The 14,074-nt window shown below is 45.6% G+C and carries 11 protein-coding genes; 5 read left to right on the forward strand and 6 right to left on the reverse strand.

What is annotated here, in order from left to right; genetic code table 11:
• Positions 1 to 214: 214 nt before the first annotated feature.
• Both rpsO and ACFORF_RS02525 read right to left on the reverse strand, forming a co-directional pair.
• Positions 215 to 484, reverse strand: coding sequence for a 30S ribosomal protein S15 (gene rpsO / locus ACFORF_RS02520; protein ID WP_380425157.1), 270 nt, complete (start codon positions 482 to 484; stop codon positions 215 to 217).
• Between the two features lie 190 nt (positions 485 to 674).
• Positions 675 to 1,991, reverse strand: coding sequence for a uracil-xanthine permease family protein (locus ACFORF_RS02525; protein WP_380425223.1), 1,317 nt, complete (start codon positions 1,989 to 1,991; stop codon positions 675 to 677).
• Between the two features lie 326 nt (positions 1,992 to 2,317).
• Between ACFORF_RS02525 and ACFORF_RS02530 the strand changes: the two genes are divergently transcribed.
• Entirely contained in the window at positions 2,318 to 2,980 is a 663-nt protein-coding gene (locus tag ACFORF_RS02530; protein WP_380425159.1) for an MIP/aquaporin family protein, read from the forward strand.
• 307 nt (positions 2,981 to 3,287) lie between these two features.
• Here ACFORF_RS02530 and ACFORF_RS02535 read toward each other — a convergent pair whose 3' ends face one another.
• Complete coding sequence (locus ACFORF_RS02535) at positions 3,288 to 4,622, reverse strand: nucleobase:cation symporter-2 family protein (protein ID WP_380425162.1); 1,335 nt, start codon at positions 4,620 to 4,622, stop codon at positions 3,288 to 3,290.
• Between the two features lie 231 nt (positions 4,623 to 4,853).
• Here ACFORF_RS02535 and ACFORF_RS02540 point away from each other — a divergent pair, with 231 nt between their 5' ends.
• On the forward strand, positions 4,854 to 5,435 hold the full coding sequence (locus tag ACFORF_RS02540) for a xanthine phosphoribosyltransferase (protein ID WP_380425165.1): 582 nt from the start codon (positions 4,854 to 4,856) through the stop codon (positions 5,433 to 5,435).
• Positions 5,436 to 5,984: 549 nt separating this feature from the next.
• On the opposite strand, the gene ACFORF_RS02545 is transcribed toward ACFORF_RS02540, so the two are convergent.
• Positions 5,985 to 6,263: a hypothetical protein gene (locus ACFORF_RS02545; protein ID WP_380425167.1), complete on the reverse strand. Its 279-nt coding sequence runs from the start codon at positions 6,261 to 6,263 to the stop codon at positions 5,985 to 5,987.
• 112 nt (positions 6,264 to 6,375) lie between these two features.
• Between ACFORF_RS02545 and yaaA the strand changes: the two genes are divergently transcribed.
• Positions 6,376 to 7,104 (forward strand): peroxide stress protein YaaA, encoded by a 729-nt coding sequence (gene yaaA, locus ACFORF_RS02550; protein WP_380425169.1) that lies wholly within the window; start codon positions 6,376 to 6,378, stop codon positions 7,102 to 7,104.
• On the opposite strand, the gene dtd is transcribed toward yaaA, so the two are convergent.
• Together dtd and ACFORF_RS02560 are read right to left on the reverse strand one after the other, a co-directional pair.
• Positions 7,101 to 7,544 (reverse strand): D-aminoacyl-tRNA deacylase, encoded by a 444-nt coding sequence (dtd, locus tag ACFORF_RS02555; protein ID WP_380425171.1) that lies wholly within the window; start codon positions 7,542 to 7,544, stop codon positions 7,101 to 7,103. The two genes, yaaA and dtd, sit on opposite strands and share 4 nt — an antisense overlap.
• 305 nt (positions 7,545 to 7,849) lie before the next feature.
• Positions 7,850 to 10,054 (reverse strand): RelA/SpoT family protein, encoded by a 2,205-nt coding sequence (locus ACFORF_RS02560; protein ID WP_380425173.1) that lies wholly within the window; start codon positions 10,052 to 10,054, stop codon positions 7,850 to 7,852.
• Positions 10,055 to 10,430: 376 nt separating this feature from the next.
• Here ACFORF_RS02560 and ACFORF_RS02565 point away from each other — a divergent pair, with 376 nt between their 5' ends.
• Together ACFORF_RS02565 and ACFORF_RS02570 are read left to right on the forward strand one after the other, a co-directional pair.
• Positions 10,431 to 12,911 carry a bifunctional 2',3'-cyclic-nucleotide 2'-phosphodiesterase/3'-nucleotidase gene (locus ACFORF_RS02565; RefSeq protein WP_380425175.1) on the forward strand — a complete coding sequence of 827 codons (2,481 nt, stop codon included), beginning with the start codon at positions 10,431 to 10,433 and terminating at the stop codon, positions 12,909 to 12,911.
• Positions 12,912 to 13,036: 125 nt separating this feature from the next.
• A complete protein-coding gene (locus ACFORF_RS02570) occupies positions 13,037 to 14,071 on the forward strand; it encodes a M42 family metallopeptidase (protein ID WP_380425178.1) in 1,035 nt (344 codons plus the stop codon).
• Positions 14,072 to 14,074: the final 3 nt, after the last annotated feature.

Below are 14,074 nucleotides of genomic sequence, written 5' to 3' on the forward strand. Positions count from 1 at the left end.
CGTATTTTCATTGCCATAAACATAAAACGAGAGAAGACAAGTCCTGTCCTCTCTCGGTGTTAAATTGGTCAACCCACTACAGTTGACAAAGAGCCCAAAACTGGAGGGCCTGATTTTTCTGATAAAGTTTCTTTAATCTAGGCAAGGGCTTTGCGATAAATCTTAGGATTATTGCAAAGCCATTAACGACGAGTAAAGGAACTTTAGCGAAAAATTAACGACGAAGACCGAGAGATTGGATCAAATCACGGTAACGGTTAACGTCAGTACGGCGAAGGTAAGCCAAGAGGTTACGACGGTGACCGATTTTCTTCATCAAACCACGGTAAGTTGCGTGGTCTTTTTTGTGTTGCTTGATGTGGTCGTTGAGGTGGTTGATTTCCCAAGTAAGGACAGCAACTTGAACCTCTACAGACCCAGTGTCACCTTCGTGACGAGCATATTGAGCAATGATTTCATTTTTTTTCTCTTTTGAAATTGCCATGAGTGTTTCTCCTTTATATTTGGCTTCATCCGAGTGCTAGGTTGGCATTCCCACCACCAAGAAGAAGTTAGTTGCTCTTATGAGCCTTTTTATTCTATCAAGACTGGCTGGCTTTGTCAACTTTTTCTCTTGAAAATAGCAAAGCGAAGACCTAGTTGATCTTCACTCGCTAATTGATAGGAATTATTGATTAATCCTTAGCCGCTGGCAGGATCAGGTTAAGGACCACACCTACGATGGCGCAGAGGGCAGTTCCTGATAAGGTCAATGGTCCCAAGTCCAGAACAGCACCACCAAGTCCCAAGACCAACATAGAGCTGGCAATAATCAGGTTACGCACTTGTCCAAAGTCCACTTGACGCTCGATAAGCACCTTAAGACCATTGCTGGCGATAACACCGTAAAGGAGGATAGACATCCCACCCAAAACCGCATTTGGAATGGTTGAAATCAGAGCAGTAAATTTACCGAAGAAAGAAAAGACGATAGCAATGAAGGCTGCGTTGCGGATGACAGAGACGGAGGCAACACGAGTCATCCCGATAACCCCTGTATTTTCCCCATAGGTCGTATTAGCAGGTCCGCCGATAATGGCTGACACTGCCGTTGCCACTCCGTCACCAATCAAGGTGCGTTGAAGACCAGGATTTTTCAAGAATTGACGACCTGTGATTTGCCCTAAGACGGTATGGTCACCAATATGCTCTGCTATGGTCACGACTGCAATCGGCAAGATTGCCAACATCTCAGGACCAAAGTAGAAAGAGTAAGACTTGAAGGCGCCACCTGTTGCAAAAGGCAGGTAGAATCCTGGAAGCTCAAACCACTTGGCCTCAAGCACTGGTGTGAAATCAACCAAGCCTAAGAAAATCGCAACGATATAGCCTCCGATAATGGCAAAGAGGAAGGGAATGATCTTGATGAAGCCCTTACCGTTGGTGTTGATGAAGGCTGCAATCAGGAAGGTCACAATAGCCACGACAATGTTGCGCCAGTCGGCATCAGCGACAAAGCCTGCTGATGTCACGGCAGAATTAGCTAAACCAAGCCCGATAACAATAATCATAGGCCCGATGACAATCGGCGGTAAGAGGCGGTCAATCCACTTGGTCCCAACCACACTGACAATGCCCGCAATGAGCACATAAATCAAGCCGACAAAGAAAATCCCTGTCTGAGCAGCATCAACCTTACCGTCCATAGCTTCGATAGCTGTCGCCATAGCTGTGATGTAGGCAAAGGAAGAGCCCAAGTAAACCGGCACCTTAAACTGGGTCGCTACCTGATAAATCAGGGTCCCAAGTCCAGAGGCAAAGAGGGCAACCGAAACCGGCATACCAAGAATCAGCGGTACCAAGATCGTCGCACCAAACATGGCAAAAACGTGCTGGAAACTCAACAAGAGACCAGGAACCAGGTCTGGTTTTTGATCAACGTCTAAGAGCAGGTCAACCTTTGACACATCAAGGTCAATAGCTGAGTGTTCTGGGTGTTCAGCGACACGCATTTTCAAATCCATCGTTTCTCCTTCGAGAACCCTTCTCTACCTTTTAGGCAGACAAAAAGGCCTCGTTCTAACTATAAAATGTAGTCATAGGCCTTCTTCAGATTATAGCTAGTCCGCAGACTAGTCGTCTCAGATATCGTCTTTCTCACCTCACGGGATGAGTTTAAAAACCTACGCTTCTGATAGTGTATCATAGAAAATAATTTTTGACTAGTATGATATTCTTATTTACTTTAGCTGTGTGAAAATTTAACAGTTGATTTCCTTGAAAATTCCATGAAATTTTCATAGAATAAGAAAGTATTATTTTTTTGGAGGAAATTTTTATGAAGAAATTCTTTGCGGAATTACTCGGAACATTTGTTCTGGTATTTGTCGGAACAGGCGCTGTCGTTTTTGGTAACGGTACAGAGGGTGTTAGTCATCTAGGTATTGCCCTTGCCTTTGGTTTGTCTATCGTTGCAGCAGCTTATTCTATCGGGACTGTATCCGGAGCTCACTTGAACCCTGCAGTTTCTATCGCTATGTTTGTCAACAAACGTATGGATGCAAAAGAGCTTGGAACTTACATTGTCGCTCAAGTCCTTGGAGCTATCCTTGCATCTGCTGGTGTGTTCTACTATGCTTCTAACTTAGGATTGGACACCACTAGCCTGGGGCAAAATGGATTTACCATCAGTGCTTTTGGAGCCTTCTTGTTTGAAGTCATCATGTCCTTCATCTTTATCCTTGTGATTATGACTGTCACATCTGCTTCTAAAGGTAATGGTAAAATTGCAGGATTGGTTATCGGTTTAAGCTTATCAGCCATGATTTTGGTTGGTTTGAACGTGACTGGTTTATCTGTAAACCCTGCTCGTAGCTTGGCACCTGCCTTGTTTGTTGGTGGTCAAGCTCTTAGTCAACTCTGGGTCTTCATCCTAGCACCAATCGTCGGTGGCGTTCTCGCTGCTATCGTTGCTAAAGAACTTCTTGGTACAGAAGACTAATCCCTAACCTCAATATAGACACTAAACCAGGCTGGACAGTTTATCCACCCTGGCTTTTTTATGTTACATAGCCCACTGGCCTATCTACCTATTAACACTCTTTCAAAATCAAAACGATGCCTGTTTAGGTTTCCTCGCCTAACTCTCTCTTTTGTCTACGTCATCCTACCTTGTCTTTTGAGATTTTGAGTGAGTATAGAATGAAAACAAAGTTGAACAAGCTTCATTTCATATAAATCTCTGGCTTGTCACAAAAGATAATAGTAAAAACCCTCGAATTCCGTAGGACAATTCGAGGGTTTAATTTTTAGGCCTTTTTCTCTTTCAAGACAATGTTCAAGATAAGGGCTGCAAGTGTTCCGGTTGAGATACCAGAAGACAAGACCATTTGGATAGGCGTTGGCAAGCCAGCTAACAATTCTGGACGAACTGTTACACCGATACCAAGGGCGAAAGCCACAGAAATGATCAGGAGTTCACGGTCCCCAATTTTGATGGTTGCCAAAGTTTTAATCCCTTGCGCCGCAACCAAACCAAACATAATCACACCAACCCCACCGAGAACCGGTTGAGGCATGATAGAAATCAAAGCTGAAAGTTTTGGAAAGACACCGAGCACTGTCAGGATAATTCCTGCAATAACCATAACGTAACGGCTGGCTACCTTAGTCAAGGTAATAAGCCCAACGTTTTGTGAGAAGGCTGTGTTTGGTCCAGCACCGAAGATACCTGCAATCAGAGACCCAACACCATCGGCCAAAACACCATTAGCGGCACGCTCTGAAGTCATTTTAGTATTTGACGCTTCTCCGATCGCCATCATAATTCCCACTGTTCCAATCAAGGATACCACATAGGCAGGAATGAAAGATAAGATAGAAGAAAGATCAAACTTGACACCATAGCGGAAGACATTTGGAATCGCAAACCAGGCAGCATTTGAAACCTGTGACAAGTCAACCTTGCCGAGGAAAATGCAGAGCACATAACCAAAAATCATCCCGATAAAGACTGAAGCAGTTGACCACATGCCTTTACCATAGTGGTTAAGCGCCAAGGTAAAGACCATGACGACAAAGGCGATAGAAACATTTTCAACTGAACCATAGTCTGCTGCACCTGACCCACCAGCTGCCCAATCCATACTGACTGGCAAAAGCGTAATCCCGATAAGAGAGACAACGGTCCCTGTAATCAGAGGCGGGAAGAATTTCATGAGCGTCTTGACGAAGCGACTGAGAACAATCTCCACGAAGGCACCAACAATGGTAGCCCCAACAATACCAGGAATTCCGAACTTGCTACCAACACTGATCGCAGGGTTGGCAAAGGTAAAGTCCGTCCCCATCATTCCAGATACGCGCGCTCCGATAGGACCCACACCAGCAGATTGGATAATAGTCGTTAATCCTGCCACAAAGATAGTCGCAGATACCATAATTGAGGTCTCTTCAACAGATAGACCGATCGCTCCTGCCACAACAAGAGGCACGGCAATAATCCCTGCAAAGGCAGCTAGGATATGTTGGAGGGCAAGGACGATAGACACACCGAGCGGTGGACGGTCATCAATCTTATAGAGCATCTCTTCCTGCTCTTCTACCACATGGCCATGATCAATGACTACTTTTTCTTCAGACATAAAAACCTCTTTCCATATTTTTTCACTAGGTTTCTATTCTAGCAGACTTAGAGAAGTTTGACAAGAAATTCCGTTCGATAATTAAAATAACTCAAAAATACGTTCGGTTTTTGTTTTAAAAATTAGATAAACGCTTCCTGTTTTCTTCTTTTTTTACTTTAAAATAGTTTTCTTCATCCCCTAAGCATGCTATAATACTTTCATACACCTAATAGATTAAGAGGAGTTCACATGAAATTATTAGAAGACCGCATTCTCAAGGACGGCAATGTCTTGGGCGAAAACATTCTTAAAGTCGACTCATTTTTAACCCACCAGGTTGACTACAAGCTCATGAAAGACATGGCTCAGGTCCTGGCAGATACCTACCGCGACAAGGGCATCACCAAGGTCGTGACCATCGAAGCCTCAGGGATTGCTCCTGCAGCCTACACGGCAGAAGCCCTCGATGTGCCTATGATTTTTGCTAAAAAGCATAAAAACATTACCATGACAGAGGGCATTCTGACTGCCGAGGTTTATTCTTTCACCAAGCAAGTGGCCAGCACGGTTTCTATCGCCAGCAAGTTTCTTTCAGCGGACGATAAGGTCCTCATCGTCGATGACTTTTTGGCCAATGGCCAAGCTGCCAAAGGCTTGATTGACATCATCCAGCAGGCGGGTGCTGAGGTCGTCGGAGTTGGAATCATCATCGAGAAATCCTTCCAAGACGGTCGTCAAATTCTTCAAGATACAGGTGTGCAGGTCACTTCTTTGGCCCGTATTGAAAAATTTGAAAATGGTCAAGTTATCTTTGCACAAGCTGACGCCTAATTCACAGACCAGCAAAAAGGGAGTGGGAAAGAACTCCTAAAAACAAAAAAAGAGTTCGATAACTTCGCTTCTGGATTTTTGAGCTCAGGCTGAAACGGTCTCTTCCCAGACTTTTTTTGACACTGACTGCGTCAGCTTCATTTCCAACTTCAAAAGGTCCCCCGGACCTTTTGAACTCCCACCCCCGCATGGCTTTGACAGTCTGGGGAGAGACTGTCAAAGGTGCGAGCCTAAAAAATCGAAAGCGAGCAACAGTCCGGTGGACTGTTGAAGGTTAGAAATAACGCAAACTAGGTTTGCGTCATTCGTTAGGGTTTTAAAAACTGACAACATCAGCGTATTAGAGCTCATTCAGCAGTGGTTCATTGGTGCTAAAGCACCTAATGAACTGTGCAGGGGACTTTCTAAGCTGGCAAAGCCATCAGAAAGGCTCCCAACCACTGCGTTAGACTGTTAAAACAAACTATTGATAGCGAGGTTGGACTTTATGCTCAGCCTCTTTTCTTCTAATGCATAAGTCAAATACGCACTAGTATCATCAGGAAAGCCTTATTTCTCTTGGTCTTGACGACTACGCTGGTCCAAAACCATTTTAATCTGTGAATAGACCGCCATGGCCGCCATTCCTGATATCTTATATTGTTTTTTCATATAAGCCAAGATTTGCTTTTGATCCTTACCTGCCAACATCTCACGCGCAAGGTCAGCCACGACATCTTGATTTGATAATAGACCAGCGACTTTGCGTTGTTGCAGAGCATAAGCTTCATAGAGCAAGAAAAGCCAGATAGCTACGATGGCTACAATCGTCACCCAATTAAATTCCATAAAAGTCTCCTTTTCATTTATGATGAGTTAGCTTACGGTGATCAACCGAAAAACCGCAAGCGTTTTCTAAAATTATTGTATCATTTTATTTTCTGTGATGAAAGGATTTTTCATGAAAATCATCCTTCCCAATGCCAAAGAACTCAATACCTACTTAGAAGCTCAGCCGGCCCCAGTCCTTAGCCAACAGAGTCAAGCCATTCTTGACCTGATGCAGGAACTGTCCCCCGAGGAGCTCAGCCATTGCTACAAACTAAACCTGGACCGCTGCCAGCTTGAAGCCGACCGTTGGCAACGTATCTCCCAAGGCGACGCCAAGGCCTACCCAGCTTGGTTACTCTACGACGGCCTCATGTTTCGCTACATGAAGCGGCAGGGGCTCACTCAAACAGAGCGGAACTACTTGGCCAAAACGGCCTTTATTGCAACGGGATTTTACGGCCTCATCTCTGTTTTTGACCCCATCTCACCCCACCGATTGGATTTTCAAGTCCCTGTCCGCATAGAAGGACAGTCGCTCAAACAGTACTGGCGGCAACAATTTTACCAAGTAGTTGCTGATGATGAACTCGTGCTGGATTTGGTTTCCTCAGAATTCAAGGCAGTTTTTTCACCCCAGCAACAAAAACGCATGATTAAATTGACTTTTATGGAAGAAAAAAGTGGACAACTCAAGGTCCACTCCACGATTTCTAAAAAGGGACGAGGGAGATTTTTATCCCTCATGGCAGAGCAGCAAGTCCAGTCTTTAGAAGCTCTGAAAGTCCTTCAGACAGATGGATTTTCCTACAGAGAAGACCTTTCATCCAGCCATGAACTGGTCTTTGTACGACCGACTTAAGGTGCCTTGGTATCCAAAATGATGGTCACTGGCCCATCATTAACCAAGGAAACCTGCATGTCTGCACCAAAAACCCCCTTTTCAAGAGCAACAAACTGAGCCAGTTTTTCGTTAAAACTATCGTAAAGTTGGCTTGCCATATCAGGCTTGGCAGCCCCTGTAAAAGCAGGTCGGTTGCCTTTTTTGGTGTCCGCAAACAGGGTAAACTGGGAAATGGAAAGAATACTACCGCCAATATCTTGAACAGACAGGTTCATCTTGCCGGCTTCGTCAGAGAAAATCCGCATATTGGTAATTTTCCTCACCGCGTAATCCAAGTCTTCCTGGCTATCCTTCGGACCAACACCAACCAAAAGTAAGAGCCCTTGCTTGATGCGCCCAACTACTTGCTCTTCAATCGTCACTGAAGCCTCACTGACACGCTGAATAATAATTTTCATAAGTTCCTTTCAAAAAGAGCGGTTGGGACAGATTTGCCCTCCGCTCGTGTTTTATGTTCTGTATTAGTCTCCTGATATGCAAATCATCGAGGTGACATGCCTTTTTCGCCATCTAATTTTCCAGCTGTATAGGGGAATTCCCGACCTTATCTTCTGAGACTCTCCAATGGAGAAAGGTAGAACTGCGTTCGCCTATCTGGAGGAGATGGTTCTTCATTGTCTGCCACCTCTTCTGAGACTCTCCACTGGAGAGAAGTAGAACTGTGTTCTACTATTTCCCGATTGAAACAGTCCACCGGACTGTTTCAACCATTCGTTCTTTTGACGCTGTAGACGTCGGGGATGACTTTGATTTTGTCAACGACACTGGTGAGGTTGTCGAGGTTGGTGATGCCAAAGCTGACATGGATATTGGCGAATTTCATGTCCTTGGTCGGCTGAGCATTGACTGAGGAGATATTCTTGGTCATGTTGGAGAGTATTTGCAGGACATCATTGAGGAGACCTGAACGATTGAGGCCGTAGATATCAATGTTGGCCATGTATTCCTTACTCGATGGGGTATCTTCCCACTCAACTTCAATCAAGCGCTGCTCGTAACCCTCTTGGCTCTTGATATTATTACAGTCCGAACGGTGAATTGCAACACCACGGCCCTTGGTAATATAGCCTTCGATGGCATCCCCGGGCACTGGGTTGCAACATTTGGCAATCCGCATGAGGAGACCAGAGGCACCTTGGACAATGACGCCACCGTCACTTTTGACCTTGAGGACATCACGATTGTCTTGTTTGACCTCGCCACCTTTCATCAGTTCTTCTGCCTCTGCCTTGGCCTTGGCACGTTCCTGCTCGCGACGCTCTTTTTCTGTCAATTTATTAAAGACACTAAGGGCGGAAATTTCTCCAAAACCAATGGCAGCATAGAGTGATTCTTCGTTGCGATAATTGACACGCAAGAGCAGGTCCTCTAGGTGCTTGCGATCTAGGTATTTATTGGCCACATAGCCATTTTCTTGGAAGACCTCGATGAGGAGTTCGCGTCCCTTGTTGACCGAGAGTTCCTTGTCTTGATTCTTGAAGAACTGACGAATTTTATTGCGGGCCTTGCTGGTTTTAACAATCTTAATCCAGTCTCGGCTAGGACCAAATGAATTTTTATTGGTGATGATTTCAACCACATCACCTGTTTTTAACTTGGCCGTCAGAGGCACCATACGTCCATTAACCTTTGCACCAACTGCATGCTCCCCAACCTGGGTATGAATGGCGTAGGCAAAATCGATAGGGCCAGAGTCTCGAGGCAATTCTTGGACAGCCCCGTTCGGTGTAAAGACATAGATCCGCTCAGTGAAGATGTCTTCCTTGACGGAATCCACAAAGGTCTTGGCATCATTGGCAGCGTCCTGAAGTTCCACCATTTCCTTGATCCAGTCAAGGGCCTTGTCGGAAACTTTTTCAGTAATCCCTTGTTTGTAAGCCCAGTGGGCCGCAACCCCATACTCTGCGACTTGGTGCATTTCCTTAGTCCGAATTTGGAACTCGATCGGGCCTTTTGGACCGTAGACGGTCGTATGGATGGACTGGTAACCATTGGCTTTTGGGGCTGCGATGTAATCCTTGAAACGGCCTGGCATTGGACGCCACAGTTCATGGATGTAGCCCACCATGGCATAGACATCACTGGCCGTCTCCATGATACAGCGAATGGCGGTCAGGTCAAAAATCTGATCGAACCGCTTTTTCTTATCGTGCATCTTACGGTAGATGGAGTAGATATGTTTTGGCCGGCCATAGATATCTCCGAAAAGCCCCTGCTCCTTGGTATAATCACCCAATTTGGTGACAACTTCATCGACCAAGGCCTCGCGTTCACGACGTTTTTCCTTCATGAGGTGGGTGATTTTATAGAATTCTTTCTCATTGAGGTAACGAAAGGCCAAATCTTCCAGTTCCCACTTGATTCGACTAATCCCCAAACGGTGAGCCAGAGGGGCGTAGATTTCCATGGTCTCCCGTGAAATCCGCTCCTGCTTATCCTTGCGAAGATGATTGAGCGTTCGCATGTTATGAAGGCGGTCCGCCAATTTGACCAAAATCACGCGAATATCCTTGGACATGGCCACCAACATTTTACGGTGGTTTTCAGCCAATTGCTCTTCATGGGATTTATACTCAACCTTACCAAGTTTAGTGACGCCGTCTACAATATTGCGAACCTCGACACCGAAAGTTTCTTCCATGTCATCAAGCGTCACATCCGTATCTTCAACGACATCATGTAAAAAGCCACAGGCTACAGTCACAGCATCCTGTTGCAACTTGGCTAAAATCCCCGCCACTTGGATCGGATGAATAATATAGGGCTCGCCCGACTTACGATACTGCTCCTTGTGAGCTTCAACCGCATAATCCATGGCCTTAGCCACAAAAGCTACATCCTCCTCCGGTAAATACTGACGGGTTAAGTCAACAACCTCTTCGCCAGATAAATTTCTCTCTTTTGCCATCTTTCGTCCTAGTTTCCTCTGTATTGTTACCTATTTTAGCATGTTTAAGCTTAAATCTAAAGTTATAAGACGAGAAATTAGAACTCATTCCGTCAATAATAAGAGTAACTTGAGTTAGTTGAAAGTTTTCTATCATTTTTTGAAGACTCTCCATCTCTACGCTCTCCCCCCTTTTTTCCAATTTTCTTAAACTTTAACAGCCCGCAACAGCAATAACGTTCCTGTTTTCACACATTATAGATATCAACCGCTTCACATCAAGACGTTTTGTGAATTTTTTCTTAATGTTTTTGTGATTCGGATTAAAATTCGTTTGATTTTTACCCATTTTTCTTTTATAATGAAAACGTATTACAATATACAAAGGAGAATATTTATGTCTAAGAGACGTTTTATGAGTCAGAGTGCTCTGCTTTTATCACTCGCACTAGCTAGTGGAGTCGTTGTCCAAGCAGACGAAACCTCTACTGCACCAGCAGAATCTACCGCCTCTGCTATTGCCAATACAGAAACCTCTACTGCTGAGACGGGAACTGAAGCAAACAGCAGCAGTTCTGACCTCTCAGACGAAGTAACCGAGCCTGTTGCTGAAGCCACAAATACTGACAATACTACCGATTCTGAAGGTATTGCTACCCCGGATGTTGCACCAACTTCAGCGACAACTGCAACCGCTGAACCTGCTGCCGCTAGCTCCAGCGAAGAATCAAAGGATATCGCTCCTGTTGAAGGCCAAACTGTAGATGTTCGCATCATTTCAACAACTGACCTTCACACCAACTTAGTTAACTATGATTACTATCAAGATAAGCCATCTCAAAGTGTCGGTTTGGCTAAAACTGCCGTCCTTATCGACCAAGCAAAAGCTGAAAATCCTAACGTCATCCTTATGGATAACGGAGACACTATCCAAGGGACACCACTGGGAACTTACAAGGCTATCGTAGATAAACCAGAAGCTGGCGAACAACACCCAATGTATGCAGCTCTGGAAAGTCTCGGTTACGATGTCGGTACTCTCGGTAACCACGAATTCAACTATGGACTCGACTACCTTGATCAAGTCATCTCCACAGCTGGCATGCCCATTGTCAATGCCAACGTCCTAGATGCGACTACCCTCAAGCCTCTCTATAAGACCTACGAAATCATTACCAAAACCTTCACTGATACGACTGGAAAGCCTGTTACCCTTAAACTAGGTGTCACAGGTATTGTGCCACCACAAATCCTCAACTGGGATAAGGCAAACTTAGAAGGTAAGGTTGTCGTTAAAGATTCTGTTGAAGCCTTGGAAGCCTTGGTTCCAGAAATTCGTGCAGCCGGCGCAGACCTTGTCTTTGTCCTGTCCCATTCTGGTATCGGAGATGACGTTTATGAAAAAGGCGAAGAAAACGAAGGCTACCAAATCGCTGGTATCGAAGGGGTTGACGCTGTCGTAACAGGTCACTCACACGCTGAATTCCCAGCAGGTGGCAAAGGATTCTACAGCCGTTATGCAGGTGTCGATGACGTCAACGGTCTCATCAACGGAACACCTGTCACCATGGCCGGCAAATACGGGGATCACCTCGGAATCATCGACCTTAATATTACCTATAAGAATGGCAAATGGCAAACCAACTCTGCCAAGGGAGAAATTCGCAAAATCGATACCAAATCGGACATCGTTGACGAATCTATCATCGCCATTGCCAAGGAAGCCCACGAAGGTACTGTAAACTATGTTCGTCAACAAGTCGGAACAACAACAGCACCAATCAACAGTTACTTCGCCCTTGTTAAAGATGATCCATCTGTTCAAATCGTCAACAACGCTCAAATCTGGTACGCCAAACAAGAATTGGCCGGAACTCCAGAGGCTAGCCTCCCAATCCTCTCAGCAGCAGCTCCATTTAAAGCAGGTGGCCGTGATTTCAATGATGTGACTAGCTACACAGATATTCCTGCTGGCCCAATCGCCATCAAGAACGTAGCCGACCTCTACCTCTATGATAACGTCACTGCCATCCTTAAATTAACAGGGGCAGATATCAGAGAATGGTTGGAAATGTCTGCTGGTCAATTCAATCAGATTGACCCAACCAGCACAGCTCCTCAAAACATTGTTAACTCCGACTACCGGATCTATAACTTTGACGTCATCGACGGTGTAACCTATGAGTACGACATCACTCAGCCTAACAAATACGACCGTAGTGGTAAACTGGTCAATCCCGATGCTAGCCGGGTCCGCAACCTCTCTTACCAAGGTCAGCCAATTGATGACAAGCAAGAATTCATCGTGGTCACTAACAACTACCGTGCTAACGGTAGCTTCCCAGGTGTGGTCAACGCTAGCCTCAACCGCTTGCTCAACCTAGAAAACCGCCAGGCTATCATCAACTATATCATATCTGAAAAAACCATCAACCCAAGTGCAGATAACAACTGGAATTTTACTAACAGCATCGCCGGCTTGGACCTTCGCTTCTACTCAGCAGATAGCGCTAAAGCCTTGATTGCAGGGGCCGAAGATATGGTCTATCTTGCACCAGCCGATGGTCATGATGGATTTGGTGAATACCGCTTCATCTACACTGAGAAGAAGGTTGTGGTAACTCCTGACCAACCTGCTCCAAGTCCAACATTAACAGATAAGGACCGTCAAGAGATCCGAGATATTGTCCGTAAGGCCTATCAAGAAACCCAACAAGTTCCGCTTAAACAAGCAGGACAAAGTAAGGCGAGTGTCATCCCTACATCAACCAAAGAGCTTCCTTCAACAGGTAGCACTGACAGTTCTTGGATGACCCTCCTTGGATTGAACCTCTTAGCAGTAACAGGCCTCTTCGGTCGGAAATCACGCAAACACTAATTACAAGTTTGCTTATCAACCTCAAAATCCCACGAGATTTTGGGGTTTTGATTTTGCCAAAAACTCTCGCTGATTTATGCTATACTAGATATACTAGAAATTCCTAACCACACAAAGGAGCTATTATGACACAAACCTTAGACTACCTCACTACCCTGACCAACATCCCTTCTCCAACGGGGTTCACTTACCAAATCATGGACTATCTCATGGCAGAGCTGCAAGACCTGGGCTACGCTCCTGTCCGCACCCAAAAAGAGGGAGTTCTCGTGACGGTACCTGGCCAGGATGACAGCCAACACCGCCTGCTGACTGCCCACTTGGACACTTTGGGAGCCATGGTCCGTGCCATCAAACCAGACGGTCGCCTCAAAATGGACCTGATTGGTGGTTTCGTCTACAATGCTATCGAAGGAGAAAACTGCACCATCCATGTCAGCAAAACCGGCAAAACTATTTCTGGTACCATCCTTATGCACCAAACCTCTGTTCACGTCTACCGCGATGCCGGAACTGCTGAACGCAATCAGACCAACATGGAAGTCCGCCTTGACGAGAAGGTAACCAGCGAAGACGAAACCCGTGCCCTTGGAATTGAAGTCGGTGACTTTATCTCTTTTGACCCACGGACCATCCTGACAGATTCTGGATTTATCAAATCCCGCCATCTCGATGACAAGGTTTCTGCCGCCATCCTGCTTAACCTGCTCAAGACCTACAAGGAAAACAATACCACCCTCCCTTACACAACCCATTTCTATTTTTCTTCCAATGAAGAAATCGGCTACGGTGCTAACTCCAGTATCCCAAGTCAAGTAACAGAGTTCCTGGCTGTCGATATGGGAGCCATGGGTGATGACCAACAGACAGACGAATACACCGTCTCCATCTGTGTTAAAGACGGCTCTGGACCCTATCACTTTGGACTGCGTCAACACCTGGTCGCCTTGGCTGAGCAAGAGGCTATTCCTTACAAACTAGACATCTATCCCTACTATGGCTCTGATGCATCAGCTGCCATGCGGGCTGGAGCAGAGGTTAAACATGCCCTCCTCGGAGCCGGAATCGAGTCCAGTCACTCCTACGAGCGCACCCATATCGACTCTGTTGAGGCTACCGAAAATCTGGTCGATACCTACCTCAAGAGCCCTATGATTTAAAAA

This window comes from Streptococcus caprae (genome assembly GCF_042649745.1).
GTDB lineage: Bacteria > Bacillota > Bacilli > Lactobacillales > Streptococcaceae > Streptococcus > Streptococcus caprae.